Source organism: Frigoribacterium sp. UYMn621 (assembly GCF_040549525.1).
In the GTDB taxonomy this organism is placed as follows: Bacteria; Actinomycetota; Actinomycetes; order Actinomycetales; family Microbacteriaceae; genus Lacisediminihabitans.
In genome coordinates this window covers 1-20,521 of sequence record NZ_JBEPTM010000017.1, presented here as the reverse complement: position 1 = coordinate 20,521, position 20,521 = coordinate 1, and the positions used below count along the sequence as shown (strand labels likewise).

The following is a 20,521-nucleotide window of genomic DNA, read 5'->3' as shown; positions in this document are numbered from 1 at the left end:
GCGAGCATTTCGGCACCGATTTGGCGCGGGGTTCGGGACGGTGGCGTCCGCAGTCATCGGTTTCGTCGGAAATTCGGTCCGACCACGCCTCGAGATACTCTCCTCCGGTGGTTGGATTGCGCTGGCGCTCGCAGCTGCGACGCTCACCGGCGGTTTCATCCTGGGGTGGCAGGAGTTGACCTTTGTCGGGCTAACCGTCCTCGTCGGGCTCGTCTTCTGCACCGTGTTCCTGATTGGCCGCACCACATACAACGTCGCGATCGAGCTCTCACCCAGCCGCGTCGTCGTGGGGGAGCGCGCGCTCGGACGTTTGGTCGTCACCAACTCCGGGACAAGACCCGTTCTCGCGGCGCGGATGGAGCTGCCGGTCGGTGCCGGACGGGCAGAGTTCTCGATCCCGGCACTCAAGCCCGAACAGGAACACGACGAACTGTTCGCGGTGCCGACCAACCGTCGTGCGATCATCGCCACTGGTCCGGCCGTCTCGGTGCGCGGTGACCAGCTCGGCCTGCTTCGACGGGTCGTGAGGTGGACGGATCCTGTCGACCTCTTCGTACATCCCGTGACGACCCCGCTTGCGCCGTCGGCCGCAGGTCTCGTGCGGGATCTCGAGGGGCAGGTCACCAAGAAGATCACCAACAGTGATCTGTCGTTCCACGCCCTCCGCGGCTATGAGCCCGGTGACGATCGACGCTACGTGCATTGGCGCACGTCGGCGCGACTCATTCAGCAGACCGGCGATCCGATGAACCTCATGGTGCGTCAGTTCGAGGAGACGCGCCGCTCCCAGTTGACGGTTCTGCAGAGCGAGAGTTCGGCCTTCTACGACTCGGAGGACGAGTTCGAGCTCGCCGTCTCGGTCGCCACGTCGCTCGCCGCACAGGTCATCCGTGACGGGACCGCGCTCAACGTCGTCAGCGAGTCCCGTCGTCTGCACACCTATTCCGCCTCAGCAATGCTCGATGACAGTTGTCGGATGGAGCTCTCAATCAAGCTCGGCAAGGATGCGCGCGAGTGCGCGCGCGTGGCCACCAAGAGACTTCCGCCGCCCAGCGTGCTCTTCATCGTCGCCGGGTCGAAGATGACAGCCAGCGACTACCGGCAGATCGGAACACTTTTCCCCGCCGACACGACGGTGATCGCCTTCCGCGTCGAGCTGGGGGCGGAAGCCACGTTGCGGCAGGTCGCGGGTGTCAAGGTCGCTGTGGTCGGTGCGCTCCGCGACTTGCCGAAGGTCGTTGCGAGGGCTGCCGGATGACCGAAACTCAGCCGAAGTCCGCGCGCGCGACGCGACGCCTCGCTCTGCCGAGTGGGCGCACCTGGGTCGACATCGCCGTGCTGACCGTGCTGTCGCTCATCGGCCTGCTCGGATTCGCGGTCTCTTTCAGCAGCGGCCTGTATCTGGTCGCCGGGGTCGGCGGGATTGTTGTCGGCACGGCCGTCGGAGTCGTTGCTGCATCCTTGCGCCTCGGCCCGCTAACGACTGCCGTGGCTGCGGTCGCCGCCTATTTCGTGTTCGGAAGCCCGCTCGCGATGCCCGCATTCGCGACTTTGGGATTCCTCCCTTCCGCCTCGACCCTCTCAGGCCTCGCCGTCGGCGCCGTCTTCGGGTGGTCCGACATCGTTACCCTGAACACCCCCGTCATAGCACCCGATTACATCGGGGTTCTTCCGTATGTCGCCACCTGGATGGTCGGACTCGTCACCTCGACGGTCGCGACCCGCTGGTTCACCACGCACCGCCGTACGCCGCTGTCATCATTTCTCGCCTTGTTGGCGCCGTCCGCGCTGTACGTCGCGAGCGTGCTGACCGGGACTGGCAGCCCCGTCCTGGCCCCACTGCGCGGCGTCGCGTTCGCCGTGATCGCCTTGGTTTGGATGGCATGGCGTGTTCCCGAGTCCGCGAACGCGACGATTGGCTCTACGACGGGGTTGCTGCGCCGCAAGCTGACCGGTGCCGGGATGATCGTGGTAGTAGCGGTGGTCGGCGGCACTCTAGTCGGAGCGGTTACAGCCCCGAACGACCGCTTCGTGCTGCGCGACAAGATCACGCCGCCGTTCGAGCTCGAGAACTACGCAAGCCCGCTGGCCGGCTTCCGTGCGTACACGAAAAGTACGTCCACCGATCCACTATTCACCGTAACGGGGCTCACCCAGGGCGACCGGATTCAGATTGCGACAATGGACAACTACAACGGCCAGGTCTGGAATGTGACCTCTCCGGCGCCGGGCTCGCAGGAGTCGGGAACGTTCGGCCTCGCCTCGGGCAGGCTGGCCCAACCCTCGACCGGCCGTTCAGGGGCGCACGAGACACTCCGCATCGTTGTCGACAAATACCGCGACTACTGGATTCCAACCTCCGGCCATGCGACATCGGTGAACTTCACCGCGCAGGCGCCCGGATCGACCGAGGTGCGTTTCAACCCGGAGACCGGCATCCTGATCGACACCGCGCAAGTCCACGCCGGGCAGAAGTACACCCTTACTACCGACCGATACGTCGCACCAACTCCCGCCACTCTAGAGAAGACTGCCATCTCGTCGATGGTTCCGACTCCGACGGATCTACCCGCGGTGATCGGCGCCGCAGCCGCAAAGTTCGCCGGAGCCGCGACGACGCCATACGGCAAGTTGCACAACATCGAGCTTAAACTTCAGAAGGGCGTGCTCAGCCATGGCCAGTCCGGCGAACCGGACTCGATCGCCGGACACAGCCTGCAACGCCTGACGGCGTTGCTCAAGGACGGTCGGCAGATGGTGGGTGACCAGGAGCAGTTCGCCGCCGTCTTCGCGTTGATGGCCCGCACACTCAACTATCCGTCTCGCGTCGTCATGGGATTCGCCCCGAGCCTGAAGGTGGGATCGACCATCTCTGTAGTCCCCAAAGACATCACAGCCTGGACCGAGGTCCAGTTCGCGGGAGTGGGCTGGGTACGCTTCGACCCGACGCCGACGCGCACAGATGCTCCGACCGTCACCCCGACCAAGCCCAAGACTGAGTCGCTACCGCTGGTTCGACAGCCTCCGCGCACCGGCACCACTCAGAACGATCTCGTTTCACCCACCGAGGTCGGCAAAACGAAGAAAGACCCAGAGCCGTTCGTGCTCCCCGCCTGGGTGGTGCCGACAGCGCTGTCAGTCGGCATTCCGCTCGCGGCATACTTCTTCCCGATCCTTATGGTCGCAGGCGTCAAACGCCGGCGTCGCAAGCGACGTCGGACTAATGGGCCCGCCGCTCTGCGGGCCGCGGGTGCGTGGGACGAGCTCGCTGACGCTTACGCGGAACTCGGCTATACGGTCTCCCGCACCTCCACGCGAGTCCAGTCCGCATTGCTCTTCGAGGAGCAGTTCCGCGACCAGCTCGAAACGCGCGAGCGCGAGCGCGCCGACGCGGCCCGACAACGGACCGATCGAAGCGCGCGCGCCGTCGCGAGGTCCGAGGCAACAGCCAATGCGTCGGAGATCGCAGACCGCAGCGCCTCGGCTCTGCTCGGCGGCGTGATGTCTCGGCTGAAGGACGCCAGCACCTGGCGGCCCGGTGTTGCCGGTCAGAACGATGCGCTGCCGGTGCTGCCCGGCCTTCGCGAGTTCGCGGTAGCCTCCGATGCCGCCGTCTTCTCCGGCACCGAGGTCTCCGACGAAACCGTCGACGGGCTATGGTCGAAACTCGCCGACGCGGAGGCTGCTGCTCGTCGTTCTGCCAGCTGGTTCCGTCGTCGCATCAGCAGTTTCCGTGTGCGGTCGCGAGTCGATCTCTCTGCTGCCGTTTTTTCCCGCGTAGCCGCAGCCCGGCCCGCACAACTCACTCGGAAGGCGGCTACGCGATGAAGGTCAGACTGACCCTGGTGCGTCCGGGCGGGAGCACGGCGGATGTCGTGGTCACTGCAGAGCCGGGAAGCACGATCGCCGAGGTTGCGCACCGGCTCGATGAGGCTGACCCGCAGCACCCTGCCGGAATAGGCTCGCCCACGAGCCTCACGCTGCGCCAGCACCGCCACTCGGAGGGGATCGAGGGCGCCACGATCCTCGACCCGGCGGCGCCGTTGGGAGAGTCGGGACTGGCGAGTGGTGCGATCGTCTCGCTGGCCCCGCCGACCACCTTCGCTGAGGGGCGATCGCCGGTGGGCGCGACGCTGAGGATCGTCGAGGGTCTCGGCAACGGCCAGGCAATTCCCTTGCCCTACGGCTCGTCGTCCATCGGCCGCGATCAGGGTAATCGGGTTACCTTGGCTGACCCGCTTATCTCCAAAACCCATGCGCGGGTCACCGTTGCCGACATGATCGAGTTGGTCGACGCCGGCTCCGCCAACGGCACTCTGGTCAACGGTCTGCCCGTAGATCGCGCGATCCTGACGGCGGGCGACCGGGTGACCCTCGGAGACACGGTGCTCACGGTCGAGCCCTCGCGCACTGACGCCCAGCCGCCGCGTACCGGAACCGTCCACTTCAATCGCTCGCCGCGACTCGACCCGCAGTACAGCGGATCGGTACTCAAAGCGCCCGAACCACCGGAGCGCCCGAAGCCGCCGCGTTTGCCGTACCTCGCACTTCTGGCCCCCCTGATTATGGGCGGAGTCTTGCTCGCAGTGAATCCGGGAAATCCGCTCTCGATCGCGTTCATCGCCCTCTCGCCGCTGCTGCTGATCGCCGGATATGTCGATAACCGCATCCAAGGGCGACGACAGTGGCGGGACGCACGCGCCCAGTTCGAGGACTCAGTCACAGCTATCGGCTCCGAGGTTGCGCGATTGCACGACCTCGAGCGTGTCGGTCGGCTTTCCGAGGCTCCGGCCGTCAGCGACGTCGTGGTGGGCGCCCGTGAACTGACGCCGCTGCTCTGGACGCGGCGGCCGGAGCACGACTCTTTCCTGGCGCTTCGTCTCGGCATCGGCCGGATGCCCAGTCGTCATGAACTCGAGATGCCGGGCCAGCGCAAAGGCCCCGCCGATCTGTGGAAGTCTCTCGAGGACCTCGCGCTGAAGACCGCATGGATCGACGGTGTGCCCGTTACCGAGAACCTGCGCGAGAGTGGTTCGCTCGGTGTCGCCGGCGAAGGGGAAGGCTCCCGTGCAGTCGCCCGTGGACTTGTCGCTCATCTGGTCGGATCCCACTCGCCTGCCGAGCTGGTGCTCACCTCGATCTGCTCTTCGCTGAGCGCCCGTGGTTGGGAATGGCTCAAGTGGCTCCCGCATAGCGGGTCGGCCTACAGTCCGCTCAGCTCACCACCCCTGGTGACCGGCGGAGCGCCATCGCTCGCCCTGATCTCCGACCTCGAAGGGCTCATCGAGGCGCGCCTTGCCGCCGAGGAGAACAAGTCCGTGGTCCTGCCGGTGGTGCTGGTCGTTGTCGAGGATGACGCACCAGTCGAGCGTGCGCGACTGGTGGGAATCGCCGAGCGCGGCCCCGGCGTTGGTGTGCACCTGCTCTGGGTCGCGGACTCGGTGGCTCGAATTCCGGCCGCCTGCCGCACGTTCGTGGAGGTTGGCACGAGCGTGGACGGAGCACTCACCGGTTACGTGCGAAGCGGCCTTGCCATCCAGCCGCTCGCTTGTGAACCGCTCGGCGAGGCCGACTCGCTCGACTTTGCGCGTCGTCTAGCCCCGGTGGTCGACGCCGGAGCACGAGTTGACGACTCGAGCGACCTTCCGCGATCCGTCTCGCTGCTCCAGGTCGTCGGCACCGAGCTCGGTACCGATACTGAAGCTGTGCTGCAGCGCTGGCAGGAGACCAACTCGATCCTGACCGGCCCACGGGCCTCGGCAGCGATCGGTCGCTCCCGCCCAAACCTGCGCGCCGTATTCGGCCAGGCCGCAACCGAGCCGTTCGCGCTCGATCTGCGCACCGACGGCCCGCACGCTCTGGTCGGGGGAACCACCGGCTCCGGCAAGAGCGAGTTTCTGCAGGCCTGGGTGCTCGGGCTCGCCTCGGCGCATTCGCCACAGCGCGTCTCGTTCCTGTTCGTCGACTACAAGGGCGGCTCAGCTTTCGCGGAATGCCTCGACCTGCCGCACACAGTCGGTCTGGTCACTGACCTCAGCCCGCATCTGGTCCGTCGCGCGCTGACCTCGCTGCGCGCCGAGCTGCGCTATCGCGAGCATCTTTTCAACCGCAAGAAGGTCAAGGACATCATCGAAATGGAGAAGCTCGGCGATCCAGAGGTGCCGCCAAGCCTCGTCATCATCGTCGACGAGTTCGCGGCTCTGGCGACCGAGGTGCCCGAATTCGTCGACGGCGTCGTGGATGTCGCCCAGCGGGGCCGCTCGCTCGGGCTTCATCTCATTCTGGCGACGCAGCGACCGGCCGGCGTGATCCGCGACAACCTTCGCGCCAACACCAATCTGCGCGTCGCCCTGCGCATGGCCGACGAATCGGACAGCGATGACGTGCTTGGTACCCCGATGGCGGCGGGATTCGACCCGGCGCTTCCGGGACGCGCTGCGGCCAAGACCGGTCCGGGGCGCATTCGCGTTTTCCAGTCGGGCTATGCCGGGGGCTGGACCAGCGACATCCCGGCACCCACCGAGATCGAGGTTGAGGACCTGCGCTTCGGCCCTGCGACGGCATGGCAATCGCCCAGCTCGACGGCGGAGGTCGCGGCGCCGAGTGGGCCGACCGATATCCAGCGGGTCGTCAAGACGATTAAGGCGGCGGCCACAGGCGCAGAGCTGCCCGCCCCGCGCAAGCCGTGGTTGCCCGAACTAGCTCCGGCCTACGACTTCTCGAAGCTACCCTCGCGTCGCACCGATACCGAGCTCGTACTCGGGGTCGTGGATGACGCGGCGCAGCAGGCGCAGCCGACCGTCAGCTATTTGCCGGACCGCGACGGCAACATGGCAGTGATCGGCACGGGCGGATCGGGCAAGAGCACAGCCTTGCGCGCGGTCGCCGTGTCGTCGGCGATCACGATGCGCGGGGGTCCGGTCCAGGTCTACGGGCTCGACTTCGCCGCGGGCGGACTTCAGATGCTCGAGGTGCTGCCGCACGTCGGCGCGATCATCTCGGGCGACGATGAAGAGCGGGTCGCGCGACTACTGCGCTGGCTCCGTGACCTGGTCGACGACCGAGCGGTGCGTTATGCCGAAGCGCGCGCGGGTGGAATTGTCGACTACCGTCGGCTGGCGAACCGTCCCGAGGAGGCGCGAATCATCTTGCTCCTGGACGGAATGGGTGCCTTCCGCGAAGCGTTCGAATCGAGTGTCACCTCTCCGTGGTTCTCCGTGTTCTCGCAGATCGCCACCGACGGGCGCGCCGTTGGCGTGCACGTGGTCGTCTCGGGCGATCGCTCGGGGTCGATCCCGATGTCGCTCAGTTCGTCGATCCAGCGTCGGCTCGTGCTGCGACTCGCCAACGCCGACGACTACGCGATGCTTGGAGTGGATTCCGACGTGCTGTCGCCGGCATCGCCGCCCGGACGCGGCATCCTCGACGGCAGCGAGGTGCAGATCGCAGTACTCGGAGGCGACGGGAACGTGGCCATCCAAGGCCGTGAACTCGAGGCGCTTGCCGAGGCCATGATCACGGCAGGGGTCCCGGCCGCACCTTCGATCGAGCGCCTGAGCGACAGTATTCCGGCGTCGAGCTTGCCTGCTTCGATCGGAGGGAAGGTCATGATCGGCGTCGCGGACGACGATCTGAAGCCGGTCGCGATCGAGCCGTTCGGATCCTTTGTGATCTCGGGGCCGCCCGGGAGTGGACGCACCACGGCGCTGGAGACGATCGCGCGCGGGCTCGCAGCAGGGCATCCATCGACGAAACTCTTCCTGCTCAGCACGCGCAGGTCGGCCCTGGCTCGAATCGGGATCTGGGCGAATGCGGCCGACACGCCAGCCTCGATCTCGAAGGCCGTCGCCGAACTGACCAAGATGACCGAGTTGGGAGATCTCGTGCCCGGAACGGTCGCTCTCTTCCTGGAGAATCTCAGCGATTTTAGTGGGACGCCCGAGGAGTACGACCTCGAGGCGCTGATCAAGACGCTGCTTAAGCAGGGACAGTTCGTCGTCGCCGAGTCTGAGACATCCAGCTGGGCGCAGTCGTACACCCTCGGTTCACCGATGAAGGCAGGCCGTAAGGGCATCGTTCTGCAGCCGGACGACGGGGATGGCGAACTGCTGAATACCTCGATCGGTCGGATCCGCCGGGGCAGTTTCCCGCCGGGTCGTGGCTTTCTCATCGGCCAGGGCCGGAGTCGCCGTCTGCAGGTAGCACTCACCGAGTGATGGGGATGGGTACCGGTCCCCATTTCCAGACCCGCGAATATCCAATATATTTCAAATACACCACCAAATCAGAGCAACACTCACACGAAAGGCAAACCAAATGGCACGCATGGGAATGGACGTCGACGCAGTCGAGGCCGTCAGCAAGCAGCTCAAGACACATGCTCAGCAGATCGGAACGTTGGTCGCCAGCATCGACAAGATCGTCAACGGCCTCACCGGCGTCTGGGATGGACCCGACGCGCACACCTTCGTCACCAACTGGTGGCCGCAGCACAAGAAGGAGCTGCTGACGGCGCAGACGCAGATCGACGGCTTGGGCCAGTCGGCGCACAACAACGCGCAGGAACAGCGGAACGTCTCCAGCCGCTGATCGCGCTGTCGGCTGAAGGGAGGGTCGTCTCATGGCGCAGATGGGAATGGACGTCGAAGCCGTCGAGAGCGTCGGCAGGCAACTGAAGCAGAGCGCCGATTCGGTCGATCAGATCGTGAGCAGCCTCGACAAGTCCGTCAACGGCCTGCTTCAGGTCTGGGACGGCCCAGGGGCGCAGCGCTTCGTCCAACAGACGTGGCCGACCTTCCGCAAGTCGATGGTCGCGGCCCAGGCCAGCATCGCCGGCCTTGGCCAGTCGGCACTGAACAACGCGTCGGAGCAGCGGGAGGCGAGTGGAGCAATCGGCTCGGGCTCGCCAGGTTCCTCGGCGACCGGGTCTCCGCTCACCACTCAGGAGATCAACGATCTCATCGAGCGCATCAAGAAGACGGGAGGCAACTCCCTGACCGCCGTCGACGTAGGCAGACTGATCGTCAGCCTTCTCAAGACAACCGACGGCGCGTCGGAGTTCGCCGAAGTCCTGCCCAGGCTCGGCAAGGTTCTGGGTCCGATCGGCTTAGTGCTCGGAGCCTCGGACATTGGCGAGGAATTCGCCAAAGGTGAATATCTGAAGGGCCTCGTCGATCTGCTCCCTGAGGTCGCAGGCACAGCGGACTGGACGGCGGGCATGCTCGGCGCGACAGGGGCGCTTGCGTCGCTCGGTCCGCTCGCACTCGGTGTCACCGTATTTGCAGGTTTCGTCGATGCCACTATTCCGGTGACGGCTGAGCAGCAGGGCGACACCTATGCCATGGGAGTCAGGCATGAGTTCGGTCCCGGTGTGGATCCCGATCACCTGACGGCGGAGCAGGCGACAGCGATGTCCCAGAGGTATTCATCGCCTCTCGGGGTCGCCATGATGATCAGCGATCAGATGGATTCGACGGCAAATAAAATATTCCCGTGGAACTGGGGTAAGCACTGATGGTGAAGATCGATGAAACTCGGGGAACTCTCTACCTCATCTCGCAGATCTGCGACTTGATCGAGGCCGATGGATTTGCATCACGGAAGCTGATGCTCGGTCAGGCAGTCAAAGAAGGCACAGCGCCGGCCTTCGGTCGCGCGCTCACCGAAGCGCGGGATCGCTCGCTTGCGGGTCAGCCGCTGCCGGTCGCCGACCACGATGTCGCGTCAAGCCTCAACCGAGCAACGGCATTTGTGACGGTTCTCCTCGAATTGGATAGTGGCCCGGTGCGTTTCGTCATGTTCGTCGGCGAAGGCACCAATCTGACGGCACGGTTGGAGTTCGGCGGATGGATGGCAGTCACCATGTGGCAGGACTTCCCGCTGCTGGACAAGGATTCGATTCGGTCAGCCAACTCGGGTGTTTTGGAGGTCTCGTTCGATTCAAGCGAAGAGGCGCGCGGATACGCGTGGTCTTCCGAAGGCCGACGTGCGCGCTTGACTGAAACCGACTGGGCCTACTCAACAAGCGATGGAAACCCACAGGACGACGTCGAATCGCTTTTGCGCGAGGTTATCGCGACAGTGCGCCAACCACTGAAGTACAAGCTGAGCCTCGCAAAAAGAAAGGAAGACCCGAGATGACCCAGATGGGAATGGATGTCGAGGCCGTCGAGAACGTCGGGCGGGAGTTGAAGCAGAGTGCAACTTCGGTCGACCAGATCGTCGGCGGACTCGACAAGACGGTCAACAGCTTGCTGCAGATATGGGACGGCCCCGACGCGCAGCGCCTCGTGCAGAGCTGGCCAGCCTTTCGGAAGTCGCTTGTCGTGGCACAGGCCAGCGTCGCCGGCCTGGGCCAGTCCGCACTCAACAACGCGTCCGAGCAGCGGAACGCGAGCGGGGTCAAGGGAGCTGGAGACAGCGGCGGTGCGACGCTGCCGAGTGCGACACATGTGGGAGACGTCGGTCAAGCTCAGACTGCCGGGTCAGGTGAGGCCGGGAAGCCCGGAAGCTCGTCAGGTGCTCTCGCCAGTGGGGACGTTAATGCCTACCGCCAGTTTGAGCAGTCGACGAGTCACTACAACGCAGGTGTGGGCTACAACGTCGACGCCAACAATAAGGGCGTCGACAACTGCACTGCATGGGTGGACTGGAGGCGTGAGCAGCTGGGGCTTCCGACCGCAAGCGGTGACGGCGGCCAAGTGGCCAGCAACCTCGGGGGGTCGACGTCCACTTCCCCCAGTCTCGGTGCTGTGGTTTCGTACTACCCTTCCGACAGTCCCAATTTTGGGCACGTGATGATCGTCGAGCAGGTCTTGGGAACGAACCCGTCGTCATTTCGGGTCAGTGAAGACAACTACGCGAACGCCTATCACGACACGCGCATCTGGACCCAACAAGCCGACGGCACATGGCAGGCGGACGGGCGTGGCCACTCCTACGCGCTGACGATCAGCCCGGGGGTGAGCTGACCGTGACCTGTCCCTCCTGCGGAGCCGCGACGCGGGTCGGCGCGACGTTTTGCGGTAGCTGCGGCGTCCGGCTCACGGCCGCCGCGGCAGCCGCGTCTCCCGTTGTCCCTGTTCCGGACACAGCTCCTTCGGCGCCTGTTGTTTCGGCCTCGGCACCACCTCCGCCCCCACCGCCTCCGGTATCGGCACCGAGCGCGCCCCCACCTCCGCCCCCGCCTCCGGTGGTCGCGCTGGCCGCTCCTACGCCGCCCCCGATAGTCGAGGTCTCGCCCGCCGCCGTTTCCGGACCCGCCGCACCAGGATCGGCGATGATCGATGTGCCCACGTTCGGAGCACCGGCGGCCGCGCCGCTTGCGCCTCCTCCTCCGGTCCCACCGCCCGTGACGGCGGGACCGGAGGACGCACTCGACGACCGCACCCGCGTTGCACCCCCGCGCAGGCCGCGCGGATCATGGCGCCTCGTGCTGCCCGATGGCACATCGCATCCGGTCACCGAGACCACCGTCATCGGCCGTCAGCCGGAGGCCGTGGCCTATCCCGGGGCGACCGCGGTTCTCACGATCGACGATCCCGACGGTCTGGTGTCCAAGTCGCACGCCGTGCTCGAGTTGGATGCGGGGTGGCTCGCTGTGCGCGACCTCCACTCGACCAATGGTGTGGTCGCGCTCGCCGCTGATGGCGCCGAGATGGTGGTGTCGTCCGACGCGTCGACCACCCTCGATGATGGCTTCGAGATCGAGCTCGGGAGCTTCGTGATCAGGATCGAGAGGGTGTGACCTCGCCCGCGGCGGAGGCCGCAGACCCGTCGGTCACTCCCGAGCGGCTGGCGGAACTGGCGCGCGATCATCCGGAGGCGCGTGTCGCCGCAGCCCTGAATGCGGTCGCCTACGCGGGATTGCTGGAATGGCTCGGTTCGCTTGGCGATCGGGCTGTCGGCGACGCGCTTCGCCGTCGGGACGAGGTGCTCGCCCAGCGGGCAGCGAATCCGGCGACCTCGCCGGCCGAGCTTGCTGTCCTCGCCGCTCAGGTCCCGACACTCCGGGCCGTCATCGCCGCCAATCCGGCCATCTATGACGGCCTCCGCGAATGGATCGCGACGCAGCCTGCTCCGCAACAGCAGGTGGTCACGCCGCCCACCACCCCGGTCGCGACCCCGAGCGCCGTCGTGGCGACCGCAGCGGGAACGCGTCTTGCCCCGCTTGCCTTCATCCTTGGCGTCCCTCTCGCGGCGCGCATCGCGGTCGCTGCCGTGCTGGCGGTCGCCGTGCTCACGGCCACCGGCGTCGTCGTCGTCCCGCAGGTGGTCTCAGCTGTGTCGACGCTCTCCACCCCCAGGACGAGCAAGCCAACCGCCCGCGCCAGCGATGCCGCCGCCGTAGCACCGACGGTCGCCGCGCGATACGTGCCTACCGTCTTGATCCTGGATGCCTCGGGTTCGATGATCCGGGACGTCCCGGGTGGGGGATCAAGAATGGACGCGGCCCGCGCTGCGGCGACCACCCTGGTGCAGGGATTCGGTGACAAGGCAACCGTGGGCCTCACGGTGTTTGGCACGTCAACAAGCAATAAGGATTCGGATCGCGCGGCAGGCTGCACGGATATCCGTCGGCTGCTCCCGGTCGGCCCGATCGACAAGCCTGCGTTCACCGCTGCAGTCAACGGAATCACGCAGTCCGGATTCACTCCGCTCGGCCCCGCCCTTACTGACGCTGCCAGCCAACTCGGTGACGCAGCGACCGGCCTGATTGTGCTCGTCACCGATGGGGTCGACACCTGTTCACCACCGTCGGCCTGTGATATCGCAACTCAAATCCGGGCGAATCATCCGGGCTTCACAATCCAAACTGTCGGATTTGCTGTCGACGCTGACGAGCAGGCACAGGAAGATCTCGCCTGCATAGCTCAAGCAGGCGGCGGGGAGTTTGTCGATGCCGCAAACGCGACCCAGCTAGCAGCACGGTTGCGAGCTTTGACCGACCCGGTATCGACTGCGGGAACTCTCAACTCGCGCGGTATCGACCAGCTACAGATCGGGATGAGCCTCGCCGATGCTCGTGCAGCTGTCACCGGATTCACTCTCGGCAAAGTGGTCGCTCAGGTCCAATATGCCAGCTACGAACAGGGAACCCTCCTGTTCTCCCATGATCGACTCATCGGTATCATTCCGAAGAGAAAGCTCGCCACCGCGGACGGCATCAATGTGGGCGACACGATCGCCACCGCAAGTGCCATCTATGGTGTGGGAACCAACAGCAGCGACAGTTCGGGAGGGTTTCAGTCTTTCCCGACGTCGCCCGGTTCCGACACGTGCTACTTGATGTATGTCGCGAACTCGGTCGATGCTGCAGCCAAGATCATCAGAATCACACTTTCTCTCTGCGGAGCGGGAACAACCGGGCCGAGCGAGATCAGCGCATGGAAGGTCGGCTTTGGCCACGTGGGACCGATCAAGGTCGGGATGTCCTTGGCCGATATCTGGCAGATCGTGCCTGATCCCGGCCCCGCTGCGCAATGGGCGGAGGGCTGCAACGTCTGGGCGCTTGCAACCAGCGGCCTGGGCAAGAAGGTCGCGGTCATTCTCGACGCGTCAGGGACAGTGAGTGGACTCTTTGTGTCGCAAGACGCGCTCTCACCGAGGTTGTCATCTGGGGTAGGGGGCAACTCGACGTTCGAGTCAGTGAGATCGGCATATCCGACCGCGCGGTTCACCAGCTCTTCAGATACCTCATATCTCAACGTCGACTACCTTACCCTCGCATCGGGTTCCCAGAAGATCTGGTTGATCGGAGATGGAGACCAGTCCGGAGCCGGGGCCGACATCGTTGGCGAAATCCAAATCGGCGCGGGCACCGGCCCGACCGAGGAGTTCTGCGGATGACCATCGCTCACGGAGCCGAATCAAGGACTGAATGACCACGACGACTCCGATAACTTACTGTCCGAGCTGCGATGAGCCAGACCTCGGCACGCGATATTGCGAGAGCTGCGGAACGGAGCTCGTGCGTGACGAGCCGGTGATCGGCGCCGGCGAGTCACAGTCGTTCACACCCGCGTCGAAACCCGCACTGCCCTTGGTGCTCCTCTTCGCCGGGATCATTGGTCCGGCAATCGTGGGGGCGACTTCGAGCCTGGTCTCGCTGGCCCTCATGTCCGCTGCCTATTCGGTCAGGTTCGAGGTCGTCATCCTCCTGTTCCTTTCGCTGGCCCCTGTCGCCGTCGTCCTCGCTGGACGTACAGGGCAAGCCAGCACGGGAGCACGGATTGGCGGGCTTCTGGTCGCGGCAATAGGTCCGGTGATTGAGCTGATTGTTGTCGTTATGGATTCACGAATGGCCTTTTCTCTCGGTGCAGTGGGCGCCGTAGAGCAACTCCTCTTCCTGATCGGTCCTGTCCTGATCACTGTGGCGTGGCTGATGTCCACTGGTTCACCGGCATCGACCTATCGAGTTCTCTGGATCGCGGCGGCCGTCGCCATCGCTTACGGGCTCATCGTTTATCTGCTACCGGTCGCTGGCAACGTTGAGTTGGTGTGGCGCTCGATCGTGGCGAATCTCGTTAGAGCCGGGGGACTATTGGCAGCGCTCCTTCTTATTCCGCGATATAGCCGGATCCGCACGGCCAGCAGCGATCAGCGCCCATCCGAAGCTGCCGACCGCGCAAGATCCGGTGCCGGACGCGCCGCCTACGCCTTTATCCCTCAAACGCACTCGACCAACGGGTTCGCCGTGAGCGCGCTCGTTTTCGGCCTATTTGGAGGCGCGGTCCTCCCGATCGTGTTCGGTCATATCGCGCTCGCGCAGATCAGGCGGACCGGTGATCGAGGCCGAGGTATGGCGATTGCCGGACTCGTGCTCGGCTACCTGTCGTTAGCTGTGGTGATTGTGATCGCGATTGTTGTCTTGGTGTCCGTGGCAAATTCCCGGGGGTCCTACTGATGCGTGCGATCGGCGGGCTATTCATCGGAGTTGGCTGCGTTCTCGCTCTAATCGCCGTGATCTGGGGCCGCAGCGGCTACTACCTCTCGGAGGCGCCGATTCTCCTCGGGTTGGCCGTTTCCTCACTTATCTGTCTCGGTGTTGGAGCCGGCGCGCTGCGTTACCAGAAGGCTGGCTTCGATTCGAACACAGACGCTCGCGCCACCCTCGCCGACCGGGCTTTCGCAATTCCTTCGAAGACTGTTGTTTCCCAAGGGGCGCCCCCGTTGGTTGCGACTCCGGCAGGCTCCCCGCCTGCTGCGTCGGTCGCTCCTGAGTTGACCGCAGCTGTCGAAGCAACTGAGGGATGGGAGACTGTCGACGAGGTGACCCGCGACCGACCACCCCGCACCTCCGACTGGGTACTTGTGCTCCCGGATGCCACAGTCCTTCCGATCGCCGATGCATTGATCATCGGGCGCCAGCCCGTGTCGCACGACCTGGGTCCGACCGCTGCCGTTCCGTCGGCGGAGGTATCGAAGTCACACGCGCGTTTCAGCATCGTCGCAGGGCAGCTGCGAGTGCGCGACCTCGAAACGACCAATGGAACTGTCATCGTCCACCCCGACAACACTGAGGAGCGAGCGTCATCGTTTGATGAGACGCCACTCCATAGCGGCGATCGTCTGGAGATCGGCAGCTATTCGCTCGGGGTCGAGCGCCGGCCCTGACCTCAGGCGGTCGGCACGGTCATTGGCGCGCCGCAATCGGTGCAGAAATTCTCGCCGAGCTCTACGGACCCGCAGGCTTCGCAGAAAGAGGGCCGCTTCGCGACAGGCGCTTTGGGCGTACCAAAGCCGAAATCTAACGTTCCTTCTATCTGAACTGGGATTGGCACCAAACCCAGAGGGACGCCAGAGGCGGGCGCATCTACGAGCGTCGGGGATGTGGCCGGAGCTCCCGGAGGGAAAGCGGGCGGCGCTGGCGGAGCCAGCGCGAGTCCCAGTGGCACTCTCCACGAACTCGGGATCCCGTAGCTGGTGAGCCGCCCTTTTTCGGGCAACGCGGCCAGCCCGCTATGCCTAAGTTCCTCGAAACGGCGGAGCTCTTCGGCATCCAGCTCTTCGCCAGAGGCATAACGGTAGGCGATCACCCGATCGACGATGTTGCGCGCAACCCGGTTGGCATTGTTGTGGCGTTCAATGCTGAAGGTGATGTCGCCCTCAGGTCGGCTGTCGTCAGTGCCGTCGACGAAAGCTATCCGCACGTTCTCTTCCGTACCGAAACCATTGCGAGGCGAGAACATCACGCTTGAGACCCATGGATAGCGAATGTTGCCGATTAGGGCCTTGCCCTTGCGGCGATTGGCCGCGATCGCGTGCGAGACGCTGTTGGCCACCACCGCGACAGCCAGCCCACCTAAACCGAAGCCGACCCAACCCCCGCCTTTCTCGAATTTCTTGCAGTAGAAGATGACTCGCGAAGCTGTGATCCAGACCTGGAACACGATTTCTTTGGTTTCGGTGACGGTCGTGTAGCCGTTTCCAACCTTGCGGCGGACAACGATTTTCGAAACACGGATAGGTTCTCCCAACGGCCCATCCAACGCTTCAGGAACGATCAGTATGTCGTCGTTCAACAATGGGTAGAGAGGGTAGTTCTCTACTCCGTTCTCACAGACCGCCAGCACGTTGTATGTCATTGGTCCCTCCTCACGACTCCGCGGCCTCGAGTCGGTATACCCGAACGCCACATCCGACGCAGAAGCGTTCGTTGGCTTCGATCACGGTGCCGCAGTCTGAGCAGATCGTCTGTGCGTCCGTGAACGAATAGTCATTGCTACCTCCGTCGATGGTGTGGCTCGGGTCGGCTGGCATGAGACCGAGCTTGGAGCGTGTCGCCGTAATGACAGCCACCGCAGTCGACACGAAACTGCCTTGATCCTGCTCATTCATGAAGGTCAGCATCACGGCACCAGAGCCTCGTTCACTCTCCCAGAGAAGTGCGGCCGCGTTTCCTTCAGCGATGATCGAAGCGATAGATTGCCACGGCCATTCGCAGCTGGAGACCCGTTGGTCAGCATCGCCGAACTGTTCGCCGATACGCCGTCGGAGATCCACCCGTCTCGCCGCAAAAGATCCGGCAAGATCGGTTGTGCGGTCAGTGACCGACATTTGGATCACGAGTCGTGTTGAGGTACATGCCACCAGAGGAAAGGACGACGGGTAGTCGTCCTTGATCGCGTCATCCTCGATACGACGCATCGCGCCGAGGTCTCGCGCAGCTATCGTTGTGATAATCGTCTCGCCAGAGTCGAGCGGGAATGCGGGGGATGCGGTACTTGCATAGCTCTGGTAGCCAACGATCTGTTGACGACGGTTGGAAGCGCGGACGCCCCGCACGATCACGCCAATGACGAGCGCCACCACGCAGACGATCAGGTAGGTCATTGGGCCAACACCCTGCAACTCGCTGCAGTAGTTGCGTCACTCGGGTTCATAGCGTCAGGCTAACAGCGCTACTGAAGCGAGCCCATGGGCACCCCTCCCCATCAGCGGGGGTGCTGCGCGCATCGATCCAGCGGCGCCGATGCGATCGCCTCCTCCTTTGCCAATGAGTGTGCTCAATGCATCAACACTTCCTTGCGCGAGAGCGCAGAAAGTCCTGGTAGGCCACGAGATAGATTGCCTGGTTGGATTGCTGTCGTTCGCGTACTCAGCGATTGTGGCTCGAGTGGAGGAAAATCCGACGGCCCTCGGAGGAAAACGCTCGTCAGGGCTGAGCTGGAGCCCAGCGGTCATAAGGCCTGTCGAGGTTCTTAGTACAGCCCACTAAATGCAAAATGACTGCCGCGCTTTTCTGGCAGTCATTTCGCATTTATGGCGCGCTTACAGCGGGGTCCCCGCCGCGCCGGTTCCGGCGCATCGCCCACGGGTTGGTCAGGCACGTGGATGCTGCGATGTGACGGCCGTGCCGGTGGGGCGCAGCCCGACCATTGATCGCGGAAACTCAGGGGACTCCGAAGTTCGCGGCCTCGGGCGTTCGGGCCAATGAACCTTCGGTCACCTTGCCGGCCACTGGCTGAAGGAAGTCGATCTGGAGGATCAGACCTCCCTAACGACCCGCGATGCGGCGTCAACTCCACGCGCAATGCTCCCAGCCTTCCGGCGTAGGTCGGCCGGGTCACGAGCTTGACCCTGCTACGTTGGCGGGATGGTCGACCAGTCAGTTCGCGATGAGATCGCGGCATTCGTTGCCGAGCGGGATTGGGCGCAGTTTCACAGCCCCGAGAATCTGGCAAAGAGCATCGCAATTGAAGCGGGCGAGTTGCTCGAGTGCTTCCAGTGGAACGCGGATGCCGACGAGGCTCGAGTGCGCGAGGAACTAGCCGACGTGCTTACGTACTGCCTGCTGCTCGCGGAACGCATTGGCGCGGACCCGGAGCAGATCATCCTCGAGAAGCTGGCAGCCACGCGAGAGAAGTATCCGGTGGACAAGGCGCGGGGGCGAAGCGCCAAATATGACGCCCTTTGAGATCGGGCGGCTCGACTTCACCCCGAATGCCGTTAAGGCGTGGGCGTCGCTCGATCACCGCAACACCAACTGGCCGGTTGTCTACGTCTTGGACGACGTCAAGGGCGGTGGCCAAGCGGCCATTGGGGGCGGTCTCAACGACGTGTATGTGGGGGAGTCGCGCAACGCTGCGGCACGGATGCGGCAGCACTTCGACTCGCCAGAGAAGAAGCACCTCCGCACCATCCGGGTAATCGTCGACGAGACATTCAACAAGTCGGTCTGTCTCGACCTGGAGTCCTACCTGATCCGGATGCTGGCGGGCGACGGCTCGTACCGGGTGCTGAACCGGAACGACGGGATCACCGAGGCCGACTACTACGACCGCGAGCAGTACCGCGAGTCCTTCCTCGAGGTGTTCGATCAGCTGAAGCGGGATGGGGTTTTCACCCGAACCATTCCCGAGATCGAGAACAGCGACCTCTTCAAGCTCTCACCGTTTAAGGCGTTGACGCCGGACCAGGCGATCGCGGTTGAGGACATCCTCGAGGGCCTCTTTGAAGACGTGAAGTCGGGCGAGAAAAGCACGACCGTCATCCAGGGTGAGCCGGGGACGGGCAAGACCGTCGTCGCCATCTACATGCTGAAGCTGCTCGTGGACATTGCGGCCACCGCCCCTGCCGAAGACCTCGATAGCGACACCCTCTTCTCCGAGTTCTTCGTCGAGGGCTACCAAGACCTTCTCAAAGACGTTCGCATCGGCCTTGTGGTGCCGCAGCAATCGTTGCGCGAATCGATCAAGAAGGTATTCAAAAAGACTCCGGGACTGCATCCGTCGATGGTGATGACTGCCTTCGACGTCGGCTCCTCGGATCAGCACTTCGACCTGCTCATCGTCGACGAAGCACACCGTCTTAACCAGCGCGCGAATCAACCGTCAGGAGTGCAGAACAAGAAGTTCAAAGAGATCACCGAGAAGCTCTTCGAAAGCGACGACAAAACGAAGACCCAGCTTGACTGGATCCGGGCGAAGAGCACCCACCAGATCTTCTTGCTGGATGCGGCCCAGAGCGTTCGGCCGGCCGACCTGCCTCCCGAGATGCTCGGTGAACTCGTGCGGGAGGCGAAGGCTGCGAATCGCAACTATCCGCTGCTCTCCCAGATGCGGGTTAAGGCCGGGTCGGATTACGTCTCCTACATCAGACGCATCCTCGGTCCGAGCGCAACGGTGACTCCGGAGAAGTTCGACGGCTACGGACTTCGATTCTTCGACAGCCTCGCTGAGATGTGCGAGGAAATCCGGCGCAAGGATGTCGAGGTCGGGCTCTCTCGCCTGCTCGCCGGGTACGCCTGGCCATGGAAGACCAAGAGCGACAAGACGGCATTCGACATCGAGTTGGACGGCGTGCAGCTTCGCTGGAATAGCAAGCAGGTCGACTGGATCGCCTCGCCAAAGGCGATCGACGAAGTCGGCTCCATCCACACGGTTCAGGGGTACGACCTCAACTACGCGGGTGTGATCATCGGTCCGGATCTTCGCTACGACCCCCTCAACGGCACGCTGATCGTTGACCGAGACTCGTACTTCGACACCAAGGGCAAGGAGAACAACGACGTCCTCGGGAAGAAGTACACCGACGAAGACCTCCTTCGATTCATCAGCAACATCTACGCGGTGCTGCTCACCCGCGGCATCCTGGGCACCTACGTCTACGTGTGCGACCCGGCGCTTCGCGAGCACCTGCGGCACTTCATCCTGAGCACCTAGGGCGGCCCGCTAGCTGTACTGCCCAGGGACGTTGGTTGATGTGTGACGTCTTGATATAAGGAAGGCCTCCGGTGGAGGGTGGAGCTGTCTAGTTCCCCAATTCCATTCCGGAGGTCTTCGTGTCTCACGCTAATGCTGCTCTCACTCCTATTCAAAGGCTGCGTGATTCGCCCTGAGTTTGATTCCTATTGTTTTTCGAGGGCGGCGGTTGCTGTCTCGGGGGTTTCGAGGTCAGCGTAATAGGCGGCCTCGACTTCGGTGGGGTCAAGTCCCAGGTAGTGGTGTAGCCGGTTTTCCTTCGAGCTAAGGATTATGCGCTGAGGGCCAGTTCTGGTTCGGTCACCTCGCTTCCGGTG

At 63.9% G+C, this 20,521-nt stretch carries 15 protein-coding genes; 13 read left to right on the top strand and 2 right to left on the bottom strand.

Going from position 1 to position 20,521, the window contains the following annotated elements; genetic code table 11:
- Positions 1–40: 40 nt before the first annotated feature.
- The 11 genes from ABIB54_RS16355 (at position 41) to ABIB54_RS16300 (ending at position 15,615) form a co-directional block, all read left to right on the top strand.
- Positions 41–1,258, top strand: coding sequence for a DUF58 domain-containing protein (locus ABIB54_RS16355; RefSeq protein ID WP_354576589.1), 1,218 nt, complete (start codon positions 41–43; stop codon positions 1,256–1,258).
- On the top strand, positions 1,255–3,828 hold the full coding sequence (locus ABIB54_RS16350; protein ID WP_354576588.1) for a transglutaminase TgpA family protein: 2,574 nt from the start codon (positions 1,255–1,257) through the stop codon (positions 3,826–3,828). The genes ABIB54_RS16355 and ABIB54_RS16350 overlap by 4 nt, the downstream gene beginning before the upstream one ends.
- Entirely contained in the window at positions 3,825–8,216 is a 4,392-nt protein-coding gene (locus tag ABIB54_RS16345; RefSeq protein WP_354576587.1) for a type VII secretion EssC family protein, read from the top strand. Before ABIB54_RS16350 ends, ABIB54_RS16345 begins: the two co-directional genes overlap by 4 nt.
- Before the next feature lie 100 nt (positions 8,217–8,316).
- Positions 8,317–8,589 carry a WXG100 family type VII secretion target gene (locus ABIB54_RS16340; protein WP_354576586.1) on the top strand — a complete coding sequence of 91 codons (273 nt, stop codon included), beginning with the start codon at positions 8,317–8,319 and terminating at the stop codon, positions 8,587–8,589.
- A 31-nt stretch (positions 8,590–8,620) separates the two neighbouring features.
- The gene (locus tag ABIB54_RS16335; protein ID WP_354576585.1) at positions 8,621–9,514 is read left to right on the top strand and encodes a WXG100 family type VII secretion target; all 894 of its coding nucleotides are present in this window, start codon (positions 8,621–8,623) and stop codon (positions 9,512–9,514) included.
- Complete coding sequence (locus ABIB54_RS16330; protein WP_354576584.1) at positions 9,514–10,140, top strand: hypothetical protein; 627 nt, start codon at positions 9,514–9,516, stop codon at positions 10,138–10,140. Before ABIB54_RS16335 ends, ABIB54_RS16330 begins: the two co-directional genes overlap by 1 nt.
- The gene (locus ABIB54_RS16325; protein ID WP_354576583.1) at positions 10,137–10,970 is read left to right on the top strand and encodes a CHAP domain-containing protein; all 834 of its coding nucleotides are present in this window, start codon (positions 10,137–10,139) and stop codon (positions 10,968–10,970) included. Before ABIB54_RS16330 ends, ABIB54_RS16325 begins: the two co-directional genes overlap by 4 nt.
- 308 nt (positions 10,971–11,278) lie before the next feature.
- Positions 11,279–11,746: an FHA domain-containing protein gene (locus tag ABIB54_RS16315; RefSeq protein WP_354576597.1), complete on the top strand. Its 468-nt coding sequence runs from the start codon at positions 11,279–11,281 to the stop codon at positions 11,744–11,746.
- Entirely contained in the window at positions 11,743–13,848 is a 2,106-nt protein-coding gene (locus ABIB54_RS16310) for a vWA domain-containing protein (protein WP_354576582.1), read from the top strand. Before ABIB54_RS16315 ends, ABIB54_RS16310 begins: the two co-directional genes overlap by 4 nt.
- A 121-nt stretch (positions 13,849–13,969) precedes the next feature.
- Positions 13,970–14,905, top strand: coding sequence for a DUF4190 domain-containing protein (locus ABIB54_RS16305; protein ID WP_354576581.1), 936 nt, complete (start codon positions 13,970–13,972; stop codon positions 14,903–14,905).
- A 317-nt stretch (positions 14,906–15,222) separates the two neighbouring features.
- Positions 15,223–15,615, top strand: coding sequence for an FHA domain-containing protein (locus ABIB54_RS16300; protein ID WP_354576580.1), 393 nt, complete (start codon positions 15,223–15,225; stop codon positions 15,613–15,615).
- Between the two features lie 2 nt (positions 15,616–15,617).
- Here the strand turns inward: ABIB54_RS16300 and ABIB54_RS16295 are convergent, their stop codons facing one another.
- Together ABIB54_RS16295 and ABIB54_RS16290 are read right to left on the bottom strand one after the other, a co-directional pair.
- Positions 15,618–16,586, bottom strand: a complete 969-nt coding sequence (locus tag ABIB54_RS16295) for a hypothetical protein (protein ID WP_354576579.1) — start codon at positions 16,584–16,586, stop codon at positions 15,618–15,620.
- Positions 16,587–16,596: 10 nt separating this feature from the next.
- Complete coding sequence (locus ABIB54_RS16290; RefSeq protein ID WP_354576578.1) at positions 16,597–17,334, bottom strand: zinc ribbon domain-containing protein; 738 nt, start codon at positions 17,332–17,334, stop codon at positions 16,597–16,599.
- 763 nt (positions 17,335–18,097) lie between these two features.
- Here ABIB54_RS16290 and ABIB54_RS16285 point away from each other — a divergent pair.
- Positions 18,098–18,418, top strand: a complete 321-nt coding sequence (locus ABIB54_RS16285) for a nucleotide pyrophosphohydrolase (protein ID WP_354576577.1) — start codon at positions 18,098–18,100, stop codon at positions 18,416–18,418.
- Positions 18,405–20,165, top strand: a complete 1,761-nt coding sequence (locus tag ABIB54_RS16280) for a DNA/RNA helicase domain-containing protein (RefSeq protein WP_354576576.1) — start codon at positions 18,405–18,407, stop codon at positions 20,163–20,165. Before ABIB54_RS16285 ends, ABIB54_RS16280 begins: the two co-directional genes overlap by 14 nt.
- The last annotated feature ends 356 nt before the right edge of the window (positions 20,166–20,521 follow it).

Excerpts from the sequence above, each read along its gene's own strand:
- ABIB54_RS16315 (WP_354576597.1), top strand. The coding sequence starts at position 11,279 with ATGATCGATGTGCCCACGTTCGGAGCACCGGCGGCCGCGCCGCTTGCG.
- ABIB54_RS16330 (WP_354576584.1), top strand. The coding sequence starts at position 9,514 with ATGGTGAAGATCGATGAAACTCGGGGAACTCTCTACCTCATCTCGCAG.
- ABIB54_RS16295 (WP_354576579.1), bottom strand. The coding sequence starts at position 16,586 with ATGACATACAACGTGCTGGCGGTCTGTGAGAACGGAGTAGAGAACTAC.
- ABIB54_RS16350 (WP_354576588.1), top strand. The coding sequence starts at position 1,255 with ATGACCGAAACTCAGCCGAAGTCCGCGCGCGCGACGCGACGCCTCGCT.
- ABIB54_RS16290 (WP_354576578.1), bottom strand. The coding sequence starts at position 17,334 with ATGACCTACCTGATCGTCTGCGTGGTGGCGCTCGTCATTGGCGTGATC.
- ABIB54_RS16280 (WP_354576576.1), top strand. The coding sequence starts at position 18,405 with ATGACGCCCTTTGAGATCGGGCGGCTCGACTTCACCCCGAATGCCGTT.
- ABIB54_RS16325 (WP_354576583.1), top strand. The coding sequence starts at position 10,137 with ATGACCCAGATGGGAATGGATGTCGAGGCCGTCGAGAACGTCGGGCGG.
- ABIB54_RS16345 (WP_354576587.1), top strand. The coding sequence starts at position 3,825 with ATGAAGGTCAGACTGACCCTGGTGCGTCCGGGCGGGAGCACGGCGGAT.
- ABIB54_RS16285 (WP_354576577.1), top strand. The coding sequence starts at position 18,098 with ATGGTCGACCAGTCAGTTCGCGATGAGATCGCGGCATTCGTTGCCGAG.
- ABIB54_RS16335 (WP_354576585.1), top strand. The coding sequence starts at position 8,621 with ATGGCGCAGATGGGAATGGACGTCGAAGCCGTCGAGAGCGTCGGCAGG.
- ABIB54_RS16340 (WP_354576586.1), top strand. The coding sequence starts at position 8,317 with ATGGCACGCATGGGAATGGACGTCGACGCAGTCGAGGCCGTCAGCAAG.